This window comes from Pseudomonas sp. AL 58, assembly GCF_036348395.1.
In the GTDB taxonomy this organism is placed as follows: Bacteria; Pseudomonadota; Gammaproteobacteria; order Pseudomonadales; family Pseudomonadaceae; genus Aquipseudomonas; species Aquipseudomonas defluvii.
The window spans coordinates 1-19,491 of record NZ_JAZBQR010000034.1; the positions used below are offsets into that span (position 1 = coordinate 1).

Genomic DNA, 19,491 nt, shown 5'->3' on the forward strand with positions numbered 1-19,491 from the left:
CCCTGGCCCGTACCTTGTGCGCCTGGAGCGGGCAGCCCAGTGTGCTGATCGATCTGGAAGGCCATGGCCGCGAGGCGCTGTTCGCGGACATCGACCTGACCCGCACCGTTGGCTGGTTCACCAGCCTGTACCCACAACGCCTGATGCGCTTCGAAGGCATCGGCGAGAACCTGAAGGCAATCAAGGAAGCCTTGCGTCAGGTGCCCAGCAAAGGCGTCGGTTACGGCGCCCTGCGTTATCTGGCGGGGGCGTCCCAACTGGCTGAGTTGCCTGCTGCGCAGGTGACCTTCAACTACCTCGGCCAACTGGACGCCAGCTTCGCGGCGCAGGGGCTGTTCGTCTTGGCAGCGGAGTCGTGTGGGCAAGTCCAGAGCGCGCAAGCCCCCTCGCTCAAGCGCCTGGAAATCAATGCCCAGGTGCATGGCGCAGAGCTGAGCCTGAACTGGCGCTTTGACACGACGCAGCACAGTGTTGCCAGTGTGCAGGCCTTGCTGGACGGCTACGCCGAGGCGTTGCACGAAGTCCTCGAACATTGCCTGAGCGCCGAAGCGGGCGGGGTGACGCCAAGCGATTTCCCGCTGACCCGCCTGAGTCAGGAGCAACTGGACAGCTTGCCGTTGGCGCCCCGCGAAATCGAAGACGTCTATCCGTTATCGCCGCTGCAACAGGGCATGCTGTTCCACGCTCTGCAAGACGGCGCCGAGGATGCCTACTTCTACCAGCGTGGCTTCCTCATCGAAGGCCTGCTGGACCAGGAGGCATTGATTGCGTCCTGGACCCGGGTTGCCGAGCGCTATCCGGTATTGCGTACAGCCTATTACTGGGAAGAAGTCGGCATGCCGTTGCAGGTGGTGCAGCGCCATGCCCGGGTCACTCTGCAGGCCCATGACTGGCGCGGCCTGAGCCTGAGTGAACAGCGCCAACGTCGTCAGGACCTGCTGGACGGGGAGCGCCGTGCCGGTTTCGATTTCCGCCGTGCCGGTGAAATACGCCTGGGCCTGTTACGTGTTGCTGAAGAGCAATGGTGGATGATCTGGAGCAACCACCATATCGCCCTTGATGGCTGGAGCATGGGCCTGATCCTGCGCGATGTGCTGGGCCATTATCATGGCCATGCAGCCGGGGCGGGCGCGATCGGTTCACGGCCGTACGCCGACTATATCGGTTGGCTGCAACGGCAATCCGTAGCGGCTCGCCAGGACTTCTGGCGCGGGCAATTGGCCGACTGGACGGCGCCGACGCCGCTGCCGGGTCGCCTTTCAACGGCATCCGGGCAACAGGGGTATGCCGAACTCGGCAGTACCTTTGCAAACAGTGAAACTGCGCATCTGCGTGCTGCGGCGCAGCGTCTGGGGGTTACCATCAACACCCTGTTGCAGGGCGCCTGGGCCGTGTTGCTGGGGCACTATGCCAACAGCAGCGATGTGCTGTTCGGCATCACGGTTTCTGGTCGCGGCTTGCCGCTGGCCGGGGTCGAGGAAATGGTCGGGCTGTTCATCAACACCTTGCCGCTGCGGGTTCAACTGCCGACGGAGCAATCGGTGGCGACCTGGTTGCAAGCCTTGCAGCGCACCAACCTGGACTTGCGTGCGCTGGAGCACAGCCCACTGGCCGACGTGCAGCGCGTGGCCCGTCCCGGCGACGGCGTGCAGAGCGGCGCACTGTTCGAGAGCATTCTGGTGTTCGAGAACTACCCGCTGGACGAGGTGCTGCGCCAGCAACCGGCGGGCCTGAAGTTGAGCCTGCTCGACGATCAGGCGGCCGAGGCAGCTGCACGTGGGCGTAACAACTACCCGTTGAGCCTGATCGCCAGCCTCGACGAGCAACTGCACCTGACGTTCTCGTTCCAACGCGCAGCGTTCACCGCGCAGCAGATCGAACGTTTGCTGCTGCAAGTGCGGCAGGTGCTGATGGCCATGGCCAACCAACCTGAACAGCGTGTGCAGCAACTGCCGGTGGCGCTGCCAGGCGATGCAGCGCACGCGCTGAGTGAACTGCGCGGCGATACACGTGAGTTCCCGTGGGTGACGGTGCTCGATGGCTGGGCCGAACAGCTGGCCTTGAACCCCGATGCTCCTGCGCTACAGGACGAACAGCAATGGCTGAGTCGCGCCGAGGTCGAGGTGGCCGCCAACCGCCTGGCCCATGCGCTGATCGAGCGCGGTGTATGCCCGGAAACGCCGGTTGGCCTGTGTGTCGAGCCATCGGTTGACCTGGTCATCGGTTTGCTCGGCATCCTCAAGGCTGGTGCGGTGTACCTGCCGCTGGACTGTCGCCAGCCCGCTGAACGCCTTGGCAGGCTGCTTGACGGTAGTGGTGCGGCGTTGCTGCTGTGCCATGCTGCCACCCAAACGTTGGCCGAAGCCTGCGCGCATCCGCTGTTGGCGCTGGACAGCGCTGAGCTGAGCGGCCAGAGCGCCGAAGCCCCGGCACTGAGCGTGTCCGCCGAGCAGGGCGCCTACCTGATCTACACCTCGGGCTCTACCGGGCAGCCCAAAGGCGTTCTGGTCGAGCATGGCGCATTGGCCAACTATGTACAGGCCATTCTCGAACGCCTGCAATTGCCCTCCGGGGCAAGCATGGCGCTGGTGTCGACCAGTGCTGCGGACCTGGGCCATACCCAGCTGTTCGGCGCTTTGTGTAATGGCGGCCTGCTGCATGTGCCCGGGCAGGAGCGGCGCTTTGACCCCGACCGCTTCGCCGAGTACATGACGCGCCATCAGGTTGAGGTATTGAAAATCGTGCCAAGCCACTTGCGTGGCCTGTTGCACGCCGAGCGCGCAGCCGATGTGCTGCCCGGCCATACCCTGATCGTAGGGGGCGAAGCCTGCGACAGGGCGCTGTTGGAACGCATTCGCGCATTGCGTCCGGATTGCCGGATCATCAACCACTATGGCCCGAGTGAAACCACGGTGGGCGTGCTGACCTGGGCACTGGGCGCTGATCACTCGACACCCGATCGCCTGCCGTTGGGCCGGCCGCTGGCCAACGTGGTTGCGCGGGTGCTGGATGCCGAGCAACGGTTGTTGCCCGCCGGGCAGCCGGGAGAGCTGTACCTCAGCGGTCGCTGTCTGGCGCGAGGGTACCTGGGGCAAGCCGGGCAGACCGCTGAGCGCTTTGTCTTCGCGCCTGCATTCCCGGGCGAGCGGCTGTACCGCACGGGGGATCGTGTGTGCCTGCGTGAGGGGCAACTGGAGTTTCTTGGCCGCACTGACGATCAGGTGAAGATTCGCGGTAACCGCGTCGAACTGGGTGAGATCACCGCCTGCTTGAGTGCATTGCCGGGTGTCGCGGCCGCTGCGGTGCGACTGGCCAGCCTGAACGCCGATGAACATCCGCAGTTACTGGGCTATCTGGTGGCAGAAACAGGCACACACCTGTACTTGGACAACCTGCGCGAGCACCTTGCACAGCACCTGCCGGACTATCTGGTGCCGGCCCGACTGATCCTGCTCGAGCGTTTGCCGTTGAATGCCAATGGCAAGCTCGATCGAAACGCCTTGCCCTTGCCGACCGCACCGGCCGAGGCCAGCCCCACGCAGCACTTCGCGGCCCCGCAAGGCGAGCACGAAACCCTCCTGGCCGAGATCTGGCAGGCGGTGCTCAAGTGCGACAAGGTCGGTCGTGACGACAATTTCTTTGAACTGGGCGGCGACTCGATCCTGAGCCTGCAGATTATTGCCCGTGCCAGAAAACGTGGCTTGAAGCTGACACCGAAACAGTTGTTCGCCATGCCGACCATTGCTGCCCTGGCGGCATTGCAACCGGCGCCGGCGGCCTTGGCCGCACCCGAGGCGCCGGCTATTCCCCGGCTGCCACGCACGGGCGTCTTGCCGCTGTCTGCGGCGCAACAACGGCTGTGGTTCCTGGCGCAACTGGACCCACAAAGCAGTGCCTACACCATTGCCGGTGCCTTGCAACTGAGCGGCGAACTGCAGCATGACGCCTTGCGCCAGGCCTTTGCCCAATTGGCGGAACGCCATGAAATGCTGCGCGCCGCGTTTTTCGATGACGCCGGGCAACCGCGACTCAGGATCGTCGCTGGGCGCAGACCGCAGTGGCGCGATGTCGACGTGAACCATGTAGCGCCGGGGCAACGCCTTGCTGCAGTGCATCAGATAGCCGCCGACGAGATCGCCCGTCCATTCGATCTGGAGCATGCGTCGTTGCTGCGGGTCACGCTGATGCAGCTTGAACAGGACCGGCACGTCGTGCTGGTGTGCCTGCATCACCTGATCGCCGATGGCTGGTCCATGGCATTGTTGATGGACGAACTGGGTGAGTGCTACGCCGCCGCCAAGGCTGGGCGGACTGCGCAGTTGCCTGTGTTGGCGTGGGACTACGTCGATTACGTCGCCTGGCAGCGTGAGCGTCTGGATGGCGCCGAGATGCAACGCCAACTGGGTTACTGGACCGCGCAACTGGAGGACGCGGGCGAACCGCTGGCCCTGCCGTATGACCGTGCCCGCCCGGAACTGTCGCAGGGGCGTGGCGCCTGCCATGGCTTTACGCTGGACGGGGCATTGCTCGCGGATCTGCGCCACACCGCGCAAACCAATGGCTGTACCTTGTTCCATGTGCTGCTGGCCGGTTTCGGTCTGCTGCTGCAACGCTACAGCGGGCAACACGATGTGCGCATCGGCTTGCCGGTCAGTGGCCGCGAGCAGGGCGAAAGCCAGGGGCTGGTGGGTTGTTTGATCAACACGCTGGTACTGCGCCTGCAATTGGCTGCTGTGCAGACGGTTGGCGAACTGCTGGGCCAGGCCCGGGATGTCACCCTCAACGCCCAGGCCCACGCCGACGTGCCGTTCGAGCAGTTGGTGGAGACGCTGGTCAGCCAGCGCACACCCGGGACGCACCCGCTGTTTCAGGTGTTGTTCAACCACCAGCGCCGCGATATCGCCGGCCTGGCACAACGCAGCGGGCTCGGCTTTGAACGCCTGGAACTGACTGAGCGCAGTGCTCAATTTGACCTGGTGCTGGACACCGAAGAAAACACTGACGGCGTGGTTCACGTACGCCTGTTGTATGCCGCCGAACGCTTCGAACACTCGACCATTGAGCGGTTGGGCGCACATTGGCTGCAGGTGCTCAAACAACTGGTGGCTGGCAGTGACACAGCGCTGGGTGGGGTGCAGCTCAACAGCGCTACCGAGCGGCAGCAGTTGGCGCAGTGGAGTGCAGTTCAGCAACACTTCCCGGCGTTCGTGCCGGTATCGTCCCGTATTGCCGCGCAGGCGGCGTTGCGCCCTGACGCCGTGGCGATCCGTCATCAGGGCGTCAGCCTCTGCTATGCCGAGCTGGAGCAACGTGCCAATCAACTGGCCCATCGCCTGGTGAGCCTCGGTGTGGGCAGCGATGTGCTGGTCGGCGTGGCCTTGCCCCGTTCAGCGGAACTGATCGTCGCCCTGTTGGCCGTGCTCAAGGCCGGCGGTGCCTACGTGCCGCTGGATCCGGACTACCCGGCGGAGCGGCTGGCCTACATGGTCGAGGACTCCGGCCTGCAACAGGTGATCAGCCTGTCCAGCCTGGACCTGCAGTTGCCGGTACAGGTGGTGGCGCTGGACACCCTGGACCTTTCTGCAGAGCCATGCAGCGCACCACAGGTGACCATCGACCCGGAACAACTGGCCTATGTGATCTACACCTCGGGCTCGACCGGCCAGCCGAAAGGCGCGCAGTTGACCCAGCGCAACGTCGAGCGGCTGTTCCAGGCCACCCAGGGCGATTTCGGCTTCAACCAAGACGACGTCTGGACCCTGTTCCATTCCTACGCCTTCGATTTCTCGGTGTGGGAAATCTTTGGCGCCCTGGTGCATGGCGGCACTTTGGTGATCGTGCCGTATTTCACCAGCCGTTCACCGGAAGACTTCCTCAAGCTCCTGAGCGAAGAGGGCGTGACGGTGCTGAACCAGACGCCATCGGCGTTCCGTCAGTTGATCCCTCTGGCGCAGAAAAGCACGGCGTCGCTGAGCCTGCGTTACGTGATTTTTGGCGGCGAAGCCCTGGAACTGGAAAGCCTGCGGCCGTGGTTCGAGCGCTACGGTGATCGCCAGCCGCGCTTGATCAATATGTACGGCATCACCGAGACCACGGTGCACGTGACTTACCGCGAAATCACCGAGAGAGACCTTGCCCATAAAGGCCCGAGCCCAATTGGCCGACCGTTGGCCGACCTCAGCCTGCACGTGCTGGATGCGGACCTCAACCCGCAACCGGTCGGCATTGCCGGTGAGCTTTACGTCGGTGGTGCCGGCTTGGCCCGTGGCTACCTGAACCGCCCGGAACTGACCAGCGAACGCTTCATTGCTAGCCCGTTCGATGCCAGCCAACGCCTGTACCGCAGCGGCGACCTGGCCCGGCGCCGGGTCGACGGCAGCCTGGAATACCTGGGGCGTATCGACCAGCAGGTGAAAATTCGCGGTTTCCGCATCGAGCTGGGTGAAATCGAAGCGCAGTTGCAAAGCCACCCGCAGGTCAACGAAGCGGCGGTGCTGGTCAAGGAGGGCGCCGGTGGCCCCCGGCTGGTGGGCTATGTCGCCAGCCCGGCGCCGGCGATTCAGGACGAGCTCAAGGCCCACCTGCATGAACGGCTGCCGGAGTACATGGTCCCGGCACAGATCGTGGTGTTGCCGACGTTGCCACTGACCGCCAACGGCAAGCTCGACCGTCGCGCGCTACCCGAGCCGGACGCTGCTGCAGGCCGCGAGTACCGGGCGCCGCAGACCGATACCGAGCGGGCTGTAGCCAGCCTGTGGGCCGAACTGTTAGGCGTTGAGCGGGTCGGCCTGGACGATGACTTCTTTGAACTGGGCGGCCACTCGCTGCTGGCAACCCAGGTGATTTCCCGTGTGCAACAGCAGTTGGGTACTCAGGTTGCACTGCGCGAGCTTTTTGAAGCCACCACCCTGACGCGTTTCTGCGCGCAGGTCGATGCCTGCCACAGCCAGGCGTTGAACGCCGACACCGCACGCCGGATGGCAGCACTTCTCACCGATTTGGAGATTGACTGAACATGCTTGACCAGACTGTCGCGCTAGAACTGGCACAGCGCTTCATGGCGCTGCCCGGTGAGAAACGTCGGGTGTTTTTCCAACGCTTGGGGGAACAGAACCTTAACCTCAACTTGCTGCCGATCCCTGCGGGGATCGGTGCCCACAGTGGGGTACTGTCATACGCGCAGCAACGCCTGTGGTTCCTCGCACAATTGATGCCGCAGAGCAGTGCCTACAACATCGCCGGTTCGCTGCGCCTGAGCGGCACACTGGACCGTGCCGCCCTGCAGCGTGCGTTCGAGCGGATCGTTGCGCGTCATGAAACACTGCGCAGCCGTATTCAGCGTGGTCACGATGATCAGCCACAGTTGATCGTGCTGAACCAGCAAGCGCTGGACATCCGCGAGCAGGACCTGTGCGATTTGCCGGCCGCTAAACGTGAAGGCGCTGCGCGAGACGCGGCCACGCTCGAGGCCCTGACGCCGTTCGACCTTCAACACGACGCGTTGCTGCGGGTTGGCCTGCTGCGTCTGGCCGATGACGAGCATGTGCTGTTGGTAACCCTGCACCACATCATCGCCGATGGCTGGTCAATGAAGGTACTGATCGACGAGTTCGCCAAGGCCTATGCGGCGTTCAGCGCCGGCAGCGAGCCTGAGCTCCCGGCCTTGACGATCCAGTACCGTGACTACGCGTTGTGGCAGCGCAGTTGGCTGGAAGCGGGGGAGCAGGATCGCCAACTGGCCTACTGGCGGCAACAACTGGGTGAGCGTCAGCCGATGCTCGAACTGCCCGCCGACCACCCACGCCCGGCAGTGCGCGATTACCGTGGCAGCAAACATGCGCTGGTCGTACCGGCGGCGCTCAGCGATGAGCTGCGTCAGTTTGCCCAGCGTCACGGCTGTACGCTGTTTCAGGTGCTGCTCGGGGCGTTTCAGGTCCTGTTGTATCGCTACAGTGGTCAGCGGGACCTGCGTATTGGCGTGCCTATCGCCAACCGTCAGCGCCTGGAATGTGAAGGGTTGATCGGTTTCTTCGTCAACACCCAGGTGTTGCGCAGTGAAGTGGACGGCGAACAGGGCTTCGCCCACTTGCTTGAACAGGTCAAGCAAGCCGCCCTTGGGGCACAGGCACATCAAGACCTGCCGTTTGAGCAACTGGTCGAAGCGTTGCAACCTGAGCGCAGCTTGAGCCACAACCCGCTGTTCCAGGTGATGTTCAACCATCAGCGTCGTGACCTTGATGCCCTGGCTCGGTTACCGGGGCTGCGTGTCGAGCCGTTCGAGCGTGAAAGCCGTAACGCGCAGTTCGACCTCAACCTGGACAGTGAGGAGGACAGCGCTGGCGTCTTGCGGCTGACCTTCGGCTACGCCACTGACCTGTTTGACGCGGCCAGTATTGAGCAGCTCGCGCGACACTTCCTGCGCCTGTTGCAGGTGCTGCCGCAGACCCCGGATTGTGCACTGGACGCAGTGCCATTGCTCGACGAGGACGAGCGTCGCAGCATCGTGGCCTTGGCCAATAACACCCGCAGCTTCCCGGAACTGACAGCGGTGCACCGCCTGATTGAAACCTGCGCCGCACGCCAGGGGGATGCACCTGCGCTGGTTGCCGAGGGCACAACCCTGAGCTTTGTCGAGTTGGAGCAACGGGCCAATCGTCTGGCGCATCGGCTGCTAGCGCTGGGCGTTGGCCCCGATGCGCGGGTGGGGGTCTCGCTGGAGCGTTCACCCCATCTGCTAGTGGCGTTACTCGCCGTGCTCAAGGCCGGTGCGGCCTATGTGCCGCTGGACCCGGAGTTCCCGGCGGGGCGCCTGGCCTACATGATCGAAGATTCGGGCCTGGAGCTGCTACTGACCAGCACCGTGGTCGCAGAGCGCCTGAACGTGGCGCAAGGCATCCAGGCCTTGCATCTGGACACACTGGACCTTGGCGCAGAGCCGAGCACGGCCCCGAACATTGCCGTGGCTGAGGAGCAGTTGGCGTACGTCATCTACACCTCGGGCTCCACCGGCAAACCCAAGGGGGTGATGGTCCGTCATGGCGCATTGAGCAACTTCCTGCAATCGATGGCCGAGGCTCCGGGCATCGCTGCCGATCAGTCCTGGCTGGCGGTGACCTCGCTGTCGTTCGATATCGCCGCGTTGGAACTGTACCTGCCGCTGACGCGTGGCGCCTGCGTGCTGCTGGCCAGTGCCGAACAGGCCCGCGATGGCCTGGCGCTGCAAGCCGCGCTGGAAAAGGCCGACGTCATGCAGGCAACCCCGGCGACATGGCGCATCCTGCTGGAGAGCGGGTGGCAGCCGTCATCGCGGCACACCCTGATCTGCGGGGGAGAGGCCTTGCCGCGCGATCTGGCCGAAGCGCTGGGCAGTAACGGTGCCCGGCTATGGAACCTGTACGGTCCCACCGAGACCACCATCTGGTCCACCGCGCAAGCCATGCGCGCCGTCAGCCCGGCGAACCAACCCATTGGCCGGCCCATCGCCGCGACCTCGACCTATGTACTCGATGCGCGTCTTGAGCCGGTTGCAGTCGGCATCACCGGAGAGTTGTACATCGGCGGCGCAGGCCTGGCCCGTGGTTACCATCAACGCCCGGACCTGACCGCCGAGCGCTTTGTGCCAGACCCGTTCGGTGAGCCGGGGGCGCGTTTGTACCGCACAGGCGATCTGGTGCGCTGGCGGCCCGATGGCGTCCTGGAGTACCTCGGACGTATCGACCATCAGGTCAAGGTTCGCGGCTTCCGCATTGAATTGGGTGAAATCGAAGCGCAACTGCTGGCCAACGCCGAGGTGCGTGCTGCCGTGGTGCTGGCCCGAGAAGCCGCCGCTGGCACGCGCCTGGTCGGTTATGTCGCGGCCTCAGCGGGGGAAACGCTGGCCGAAACCCTTAAAGCCGAACTGCGTCGCAGTCTGCCCGAGTACATGGTGCCCGTGCAGATCGTGGTGCTGGAGCAACTGCCGCTGACACCCAATGGCAAGATCGACCGGCTGGCCTTGCCTGAGCCGGTATGGCAGGCCCGCGCATGGCGAGCCGCCGACAGCGAGCCTGCGATCAGCCTGGCCGGGATCTGGGCGCAGGTGCTGGGTGTTGAACGGGTAGGGCTGGACGACAATTTCTTTGAGCTGGGTGGCCATTCGCTGTTGGCAACCCAGGTGATCAGCCGCATTCGTCGACAACTCAAGCGTGAAGTGCCGTTGCGCTGCCTGTTTGAAGCCGCTGACCTTTCCGGCTTTGCCAGCGCTGTCGCACAGTTGCCTGAACAGGTTGCGGCGCAGGTACCGTTAAGGGCTGCACCTCGACCATCAGTGTTGCCGTTATCGGCCGCACAGCAACGCCTGTGGTTCCTCGCGCAGATGGAGCCTGATAGCGCGGCCTACAACATTCCGGCTGCGCTGCAACTGCAGGGCACGCTTGATCATCAGGCGCTGCAGCAGGCGTTCGACGCGCTGGTGGCGCGTCATGAAAGCCTGCGCACACGCTTTGCGCTCGACGCCGCTGGCCAACCGCAGCAGCTGATTGATGAGCCTCGACCCATTTCCATCACCCGTGTACCGATGCATGGGCAGTCGTTCACCGCCGTACTCGAAGAAGCCCGGCGTGAAGCCTTGCGCCCGTTTGATCTGGGCAATGGGCCATTGTTGCGCGTGACCCTGCTGGAACGTGCGGACGACCGCTGGGTGTTGCTGCTGACCCTGCATCACATCATCACCGACGGTGCCTCGATGGGCATTGTGATCGAGGAGTTTGCCGAACTGTATCGCGCCGCCAAGGAGCGCCGCGCCGCGCGTTTGCCTGCGCTTTCTCTGCAGTATGCCGACTACGCGCTGTGGCAACAGCAGCGGCTGGACGGCCCACAGGTCGCCGAACAACTGGCCTACTGGTGTGACAGGCTGGGCGGCGAGCAGCCGTTGCTGGAGTTGCCGCTGGACCATCCGCGCCCGGCAATGCCGAGTCTGCGCGGTGCCAAGCATGTACTGACCTTGCCAGCCGCCTTCGGCACACGCTTGCGCGCATTGGCCGGGCAGCACGGGGCATCGCTGTTTCAGCTGCTCCTGGCGTCCTATGCCTGGCTGCTGTATCGGCACAGTGGCCAGCGTGACCTGCGCATCGGTATTCCTCAAGCCAACCGTAACCGGTTGGAACTCGAAGGCCTGATCGGCTTTTTCGTCAACACCCAGGTGCTGCGTATTCAGGTCGATGGGCGCGAGGGCTTCGCGCAACTGCTGCAGCAGGTCAATGCCCTTGGCCTTGAAGCCCAGGCGAACCAGGACGTGCCCTTTGAGCGGCTGGTGGACGCGCTGCAACCGGAGCGCAGCCTGAGCCGTACGCCGTTGTTCCAGGTGATGTTCAACCATCAGCGTGAAACCGCACAGGGTTTACGGCAGTTGCCAGGCTTGAGCGCCGAAGTACTGCCTAACAGCGTGGGTAACGCGCAATTTGAACTGATTCTGGACAGCCTGGAAGCGGCGGACGGTTCATTGCAGTTGAGTTTTACCTACGCCGTCGAACTGTTTGAAGCGCGGAGCATTGCCCGCCTTGCTGAGCGCTTCGAGCGCTTGCTTGGGCAACTGCTGGCCCAGCCTCGCGCACCGCTGGCAGGCCTGGATCTGCTATTGCCCGCCGAGCGTCAGCTACCGGCAGTCGCCAGCCGCTACAGCGGTGCACTGCCCATTCATCAGCGCATCGCGCAACACGCGGTTGAGCGGCCGGATGCGGTGGCACTGGTCTGGGATGAGCACGGTAAACGCTTGCACATGAGCTTTGCTGAACTGGATGCGCACAGCAACCAGTTGGCTCAGCGCTTGCTCCGTGACGGGCTGCAGCCGGAGCAGCCCGTGGGCGTGTTGCTGCAGCGCACGCCACGCGCCTTGATCGCCATGCTGGCCGTGCTCAAGGCCGGCGCTGCCTACCTGCCGCTGGACCCTGAATTGCCGGTCGAGCGCCTGACGCTTATGGCCCATGAAGCCGGTCTTGAGTGGGTGCTGGCTGAAGCGCTGACCGAGATGAGCCTGCCGACGGGTATTGGCGCCTACGTGCTGGACCGGATGGACCTGCAACATGAATCCAACAGCCAACCCCAGGTGACGGTGCATTCCGGGCAGTTGGCCTACCTGATCTATACCTCCGGTTCCAGCGGCAAGCCCAAGTCCGTGGCTGTCAGCCATGGTGCATTGGCCGGTCACTTGGCGGCGATGCAGGGTATCTATCAGGTGACGCCGGATGATGCGATGTTGCTGTTCGCCTCGCTGGGCTTCGATGCCGCCGCCGAGCAGTGGTTGCTGCCGCTGGCCGCCGGGGCACGGGTGGTGATGCGCGGGCAGGATGTATGGGGCATCGAGCGTTTGTTGCAGGTGCTGGACAGCGAGCGGGTCAGCCTGCTTGATCTGCCGCCGTCCTATGCCCAGCAGTTGGGCGACACCCTGCGCAGTGAACCGCGGACGCTGGCGGTTCGCCTCTGCACCTTGGGTGGTGAAGCGGTGCCAACGCAAATCCTGAGCCTGCTCCAGCAGACGCTGGGTTGCCAGTTGATCAACGGCTACGGCCCGACCGAATGCGTCATCACGCCGATGCTCTGGCAGGCCGATGGTCGGCCGTCAACGCGTGCCTATGCGCCATTGGGTGATGTGGTCGGGGCGCGTCAGGCGCATATTCTCGATGCCGACCTCAACCCGGTTCCGACGGGCGTGATCGGCGAGTTGTATATAGGGGGCGAAGGGCTCGCGCGAGGTTACTACCAGCGCCCGGACCTGACCGCCGAACGTTTTATCCCCGACCCGTTCTCGAACACCGGTGGCCGTCTGTACCGTACTGGTGACCGTGTGTGCCGTCGTCATGACGGGCAACTGGAGTACCTGGGCCGTATCGACCAGCAGATCAAGTTGCGCGGTTACCGCATCGAACTGGGTGAAATCGAAGCCTGCCTGCTGGCCCATGCTGCGGTTCGCGAAGCGTTGGTAGTGGTCAATGGCAAGCATCTGCTGGGTTATGTGGTCGCTGCTGCGGATGAAAGCCTGGCTGAAACCTTGCTCGCTGAATTGAGGCAGCAACTGCCGGACTACATGGTGCCGAGCAAGATCCTGATGCTGGAACGCTTCCCGCTGACCCCCAATGGCAAGGTGGACCGCAAGGCTCTGCCGGAGCCGGTATGGGAGAGCCTGGTTTATCAGGCACCGGGCACGCCGGAAGAACTCGCACTGGCCGTGATCTGGCAACAGGTGCTGGGGCTGGAGCAGGTCGGGTTGCACGATAACTTCTTTGAACTGGGTGGCGACTCCATCGTTTCGATCCAGGTGGTCAGCCGTGCGCGGCGGGCCGGTTTGGCGCTGACGCCCAAAGACCTGTTTCAACACCAGACCCTGCAAGCCCTGGCGCGTGCGGCCAAACCGCTGGAAGGCGGGTTGGCCATTGACCAGGGCCCGGTGAGTGGCGCGGTGCCGCTGACGTCGATTCAGGCCTGGTTCTTTGAACAGCCGATTCCGCAGCGGCACCACTGGAACCAGTCAGTACTGCTCAAGGCTGCGCAACCGCTGGACAGCCAGGCATTGAACCGTGCCTTGCAGGCCTTGGTCGCACACCATGATGCCTTGCGCCTGAGCTGGCAGCAGGAAGGGAACCGCTGGGTTCAACACCATCGAGCCCCCAACGAGCAGGGCGTGTTGTGGGAGCGCGAAGCGTCTTCTGCCGCAGAAATCACCGCCCATTGCGACGAAGCTCAGGCCAGCCTGAACCTGCAAGACGGCCCACTGCTGCGCGCCGTGCAGATTCGGCTGGCCGATGGGACGGCTCGCTTGCTGCTGGTGGTGCATCACCTGGTGGTTGACGGCGTGTCGTGGCGCATCCTGCTGGAGGACTTGCAGCAGGCCTACGCCGGGTTACCGTTGCCGGCCAAGACCAGCGCCTACAAGCACTGGGCCGAACACATGGAAGCCTTTGCCCACGGCGAGGTGCTGCAAACGGAAGTGGCCTACTGGCAACAGCAGCTTGCGGGGCCCATGGATCAGTTCCCGGAGGACGGCACCCCCGGCGGCGGTATCGAAAGCCTGACCCTGACCCTGGACAAGGCCCGCACCGCCCAGTTGCTGAAAACCGCGAACACGGCGTACCGCACGCGCATTGATGAACTGCTGCTGACGGCCCTGGCCCGGACCTTGTGCGCCTGGAGCGGGCAGCCTAGCGTGCTGATCGATCTGGAAGGCCATGGCCGCGAGGCGTTGTTCGCAGACCTCGACCTGACCCGCACCGTTGGTTGGTTCACCAGCCTGTACCCGGTGCGCCTTGGCGCTCACAGCGATCTGGCGACGACGCTGAAGGCGAGCAAAGAGACCCTGCGTCAGGTGCCGCATAAAGGTGTTGGTTATGGTGCCCTGCGTTACTTGGCAAGGGCCGAGCAGTTGCATGAGTTGCCTGCGGCACAGGTCACCTTCAACTACCTGGGGCAGTTCGACACCAGCTTCGGCGCCGATGACCTGCTGCACCCCGCCAGTGAATCGGCAGGGGTGGAGCAGGGGGCAGGTACGCCCGCATTGGCTGCGCTGGAAATCAACTGCCAGGTGTATGCCGGCGAGTTGCGCTCGAGTTGGCGCTTTGACGCTGCCCGTTTCAGTCGTGCCCGGTTACAGGTGCTGTTGGACGATTACCAGCGCGAACTCATCCGCTTGCTTGATCACTGCATGAGCCCAATGGCCTGCTGTGTGACGCCCAGTGATTTTCCACTGGCGCAACTGACCCAGGCGCAACTCGATAGCCTGGCCGTCCCGCCACGTGAAATTGAAGACATCTACCCGCTGTCGCCTATGCAGCAAGGGCTGTTGTTCCACTCATTGTTCGCACCGCACGCCGGTACTTACATCAACCAACTGTGTGTTGATATCGACGGCCTGGATGTCGAGCGTTTCCGCGCCGCCTGGCAGGCTGCACTGGAGCGTCATGCGATCCTGCGCACGGGCTTTGCCTGGCAAGACCTGCCTGCGCCGGTACAAGTGGTTCATCGTCAGCTACAGGTGCCGATGCAGGTGCTCGACTGGCGTGAACGCGCCGTTGACGAGAAGGCGCTGGTACAGGTGGCACGCGAAGAGCACGCCCGTGGCTTCGATTTGCAGCACGCACCCTTGCTGCGCTTGTGCCTGGTGCGCGTTAGCGACCAGCGTCATCGACTGATCTGGACCAGCCATCACCTGTTACTCGATGGCTGGAGCAACGCCCAACTGATTGGCGAGGTACTTCGCCACTACGCGGATCCCTTGGCACTGAAACCGGTCAAAGGCGGTTTCCGTGACTACATCGACTGGCTCCAAGAGCAGAATGTTGAGGCCAGTGAGCACTTTTGGCGTGCACGGCTGGCGCCATTGGACGAACCGTGCCTGTTGGCCAGTGCTGTCTCCCAGAGCCAGGAAAGCGGTTATGGCGCATGCGCACGGGTGCTGACCAAAGACGAAACACATCGTCTGCGCGAATTTGCACAGCGTCAGCGGATCACGCTCAACACCTTGGTGCAAGGCGCATGGTTGCTTTTGCTGCAGCGCTACACGGGCCTTGAGCATGTGTGCGCCGGCGTCACCGTAGCGGGTCGCCCCACGCAGCTGGAAGGGGTCGAGTCCTGGCTGGGCCTGTTCATCAACACATTGCCGGTTATTCATCAGCCGCTCGCCGAACAGGCGGTGGGCGACTACTTGCGCGCCCTGCAAACCGACAACCTGGCCATGCGCGAGCATGAACACACGCCGCTGTACGCGATACAGGGCTGGGCCGGGCAAGGCGGGCAAGCGCAGTTCGATACGCTGGTGGTGTTCGAAAACTACCCGGTGGATCAGGCGTTGCGCCAGCATCAGGACCAGGCCCTGCAGTTCGGCTCTGTCGATCAATTGGAGATGACCAACTACCCATTGGCCCTGACCGTTAACCTGGGCGAAGCGTTGGCGTTTTCCTGTAGCCATGACCGTGCGGCATTCGATGACGCAACCGTGCAGCAGCTGATGGCACAACTGTGCTGCTTGATGCTCGGTATGGCCCGTGATGCTGCGCAACCGCTTGGGCGGCTGGAGCTGAATGACGTCACCGCGCGTCAACAACTGGTGCACTGGAGCGCGGTGCAGCAACACTTCCCGGCGTTCGTGCCGATCTCGACCCGTATTGCCGCGCAGGCGGCGTTGCGCCCTGACGCCGTGGCGATCCGTCATCAGGGCGTCAGCCTCTGCTATGCCGAGCTGGAACAGCGTGCCAATCAACTGGCCCATCGCTTGGTGAGCCTCGGTGTGGGCAGCGATGTACTGGTCGGCGTGGCCTTGCCCCGTTCAGCGGAGCTGATCGTCGCTCTGTTGGCCGTGCTCAAGGCCGGCGGTGCCTACGTGCCGCTGGATCCTGACTACCCGGCGGAGCGGCTGGCCTACATGGTCGAGGACTCCGGCCTGCAACAGGTCATCAGCCTGTCCAGCCTGGACTTGCAGTTGCCGGTACAGGTATTAGCCCTGGACACCCTGGACCTTTCTGCAGAGCCATGCAGCGCACCACAGGTGACTATCGACCCGGAACAACTGGCCTATGTGATCTACACCTCGGGCTCGACCGGTCAGCCGAAAGGCGCGCAGTTGACCCAGCGCAACGTCGAGCGGTTGTTCCAGGCCACCCAGGGTGAGTTTGGTTTCAAGCACGACGACATCTGGACCCTGTTCCATTCCTATGCCTTCGACTTCTCGGTGTGGGAGATTTTTGGCGCCCTGGTGCACGGCGGTTCTTTGGTGATCGTGCCGTATTTCACCAGCCGGTCACCGGAAGATTTCCTCAAGCTCCTGAGCGAAGAGGGCGTGACGGTGCTGAACCAGACGCCGTCGGCGTTCCGTCAGTTGATCCCGCTGGCGCAGAAAAACACGGCGCCGCTGAGCCTGCGTTACGTGATCTTCGGCGGCGAAGCCCTGGAACTGGAAAGCCTGCGGCCGTGGTTTGAACGCTACGGCGATCGCCAGCCGCGCTTGATCAACATGTACGGCATCACCGAAACCACGGTGCACGTGACCTACCGGGAAATCACCGAGCGAGACCTTGCCCATAAAGGCCCGAGCCCGATTGGCCGACCGTTGGCCGACCTCAGCCTGCACGTGCTGGATGCGGCCCTCAACCCGCAACCGGTCGGCATTGCCGGTGAGCTGTACGTCGGTGGTGCCGGTTTGGCCCGCGGCTACCTGAACCGCCCGGAACTGACCAGTGAGCGTTTCATCGCCAGCCCGTTCGATGCCAGCCAACGTCTGTACCGCAGCGGCGACCTGGCCCGGCGACTGTCCGATGGCAGCCTGGAATACCTGGGGCGTATCGACCAGCAGGTGAAGATTCGCGGTTTCCGCATCGAGCTGGGGGAAATAGAAGCGCAGTTGCAAAGCCACCCCCAGGTCAACGAAGCGGCGGTGCTGGTCAAGGAGGGCGCCGGTGGCCCCCGGCTGGTGGGCTATGTCGCCAGCCCGGCGCCGGCGATTCAGGACGAGCTCAAGGCCCACCTGCATGAACGGCTGCCGGAATACATGGTCCCGGCACAGATCGTGGTGTTGCCGACGTTGCCACTGACCGCCAACGGCAAGCTCGACCGTCGCGCGCTACCCGAGCCGGACGCTGCTGCAGGCCGCGAGTACCGGGCGCCGCAGACTGACACCGAACAGGCCATCGCCCGTATCTGGGCGCAGGTACTGGACGTGGAGCGTGTGGGCCTTGATGACCACTTTTTCGAACGGGGCGGGCATTCCTTGCTGGCGGTACAGACCGTTTCACGCCTCAAGCGTGAGTTCGATCTCGACGTTGGCGTGCGCGAGCTGTTCGAACACCCACAGCTTGAGGCCTTCGCCCGTTATGTCGAGGCATTGCGCCCTTACGCCGAGGCTGCGCGCCAAGAACTGCAAGACGATATCCATGCGGCATTGGCAGAACTCGACGGTCTTTCGACTGAAGAACTTGAAGCCCTGCTGGCGGAATAGGACAGAACTGAATTTATGCAAAGCCTGATCGCATCCTTGAAAGACCTTGCCCCTGAAAAACGCAAGGCACTGGCCGCACTCTTGAAGAAGAAAGGTATCGACCTGTTTGCGCAGATGCCTATCAGCCCGGCTGATCGCACCCTGCCACTGGCCTTGTCTTATGCTCAGCAACGGTTGTGGTTTCTCACGCAACTGGAGCCGGCCAACAGTGCCTACAACATTCCGGGCGCGTTGCGCCTGCGCGGTCAGCTTGATCAAAACGCGCTGCAGAACGCTTTCGATGGGCTAGTGGCGCGTCACGAAAGCCTGCGCACCCGTTTTATCGCAGATGCCGATACACAGCCACGGCAGGTGATTGATGCGCCGACGCCGCTGGCCATCAGGTCGATTGATTTGCGCGGGCAGGGCCCGGAAGCCCTGGCTGCCGCCGTTGAAGCTGAAGCCTTGCAACCCTTCGACCTGGCTAACGGTCCGTTGCTTCGGGTCACCCTGTTGACCTTGGCCGATGACGAGTACGCGCTGCTGTTGACCTTGCACCACATCATTGCCGATGGCTGGTCTATGAACGTGTTGGTGGATGAGTTTGCTGCCGCCTATAGCGCTAGTGTTCAAGGCCATGCGCTGGACCTTCCGGGGTTGCCGGTGCAGTACGCCGACTATGCGCAATGGCAGCGCGAGTGGCTCGAAGCCGGCGAGCTGCAACGCCAGCTCGAGTACTGGACGGCTCAGTTGGGGGATACCTCAGCGGTGCTGGAGCTACCGGGGGACTTCCCGCGCCCGGCGGTGCAAAGCTATCGCGGTGCCCAGCAGCGGCGTGTACTTGACGAAGCCTTCGGTCAACGCCTGCGCGAGTTCGCTCAGGCACAGGGCTCGACGACCTTCCAGGTACTGCTGGCGACCTTTGCCGTCTGCCTGCACAGGGCCAGTGGCCAGTGCGACCTGCGTATCGGCGTGCCGACGGCCAACCGCAATCGGCTGGAAATCGAGGGGTTGATCGGTCTGTTCGTCAACACTCAGGTGCTGCGCTGCGTGGTCGATAGCCACGCAGGCTTTGCCGACCTGCTGGAGCAGGTACGCGAACGGGCCCTTGGCGCCCAGGCCAATCAGGACCTGCCCTTCGAACAATTGGTTGAGGCGTTGCATCCAGAACGCAGCCTGAGCCACAACCCGTTGTTCCAGGTACTGTTCAACCATCAGCGGCAGCGCTTTGGCGCATTGGCTCACCTGCCGGGGCTGACCCTGGAAGCCTTGGATCAGGTGGAAACCGCCGCCCAGTTTGACCTGGGGCTGGACAGCAGCGAAGACGACAGCGGGCGTATTGTGCTGTCGTTCACCTATGCCGTGGATGTGTTCCTGCCTGCCAGTATCGAGCGCTTTGCTCAGCGTTTTGAGGCGGTGCTGCGCCAAGTCATGGAGCAACCGCAACAGCCGTTGCTGGTATTGGACTGGTTGACCGATGACGAGCATCGCCAACTGCACACCTGGAGCCAGCCAGCGGGCGTTACGCCACACCTGCCGCTGGTGCATGAGGCCAT

The 19,491-nt window shown here is 63.4% G+C and carries 3 protein-coding genes; all 3 read left to right on the top strand.

Features of this window, described 5'->3' with window-relative positions:
- The first annotated feature begins 14 nt into the window (after positions 1-14).
- Positions 15-7,013 (top strand): amino acid adenylation domain-containing protein, encoded by a 6,999-nt coding sequence (locus tag UIA24_RS22245; protein ID WP_330523945.1) that lies wholly within the window; start codon positions 15-17, stop codon positions 7,011-7,013.
- 2 nt (positions 7,014-7,015) lie between these two features.
- Complete coding sequence (locus tag UIA24_RS22250; RefSeq protein WP_330523946.1) at positions 7,016-17,956, top strand: amino acid adenylation domain-containing protein; 10,941 nt, start codon at positions 7,016-7,018, stop codon at positions 17,954-17,956.
- Positions 17,957-17,971: 15 nt separating this feature from the next.
- Positions 17,972-19,491 (top strand): condensation domain-containing protein (locus UIA24_RS22255; protein ID WP_330523947.1); only part of this gene is annotated, 1,520 nt, incomplete at its 3' end.

Coding starts and splice junctions, on each gene's coding strand:
- UIA24_RS22250 (WP_330523946.1), top strand. CDS start 7,016: ATGCTTGACCAGACTGTCGCGCTAGAACTGGCACAGCGCTTCATGGCG.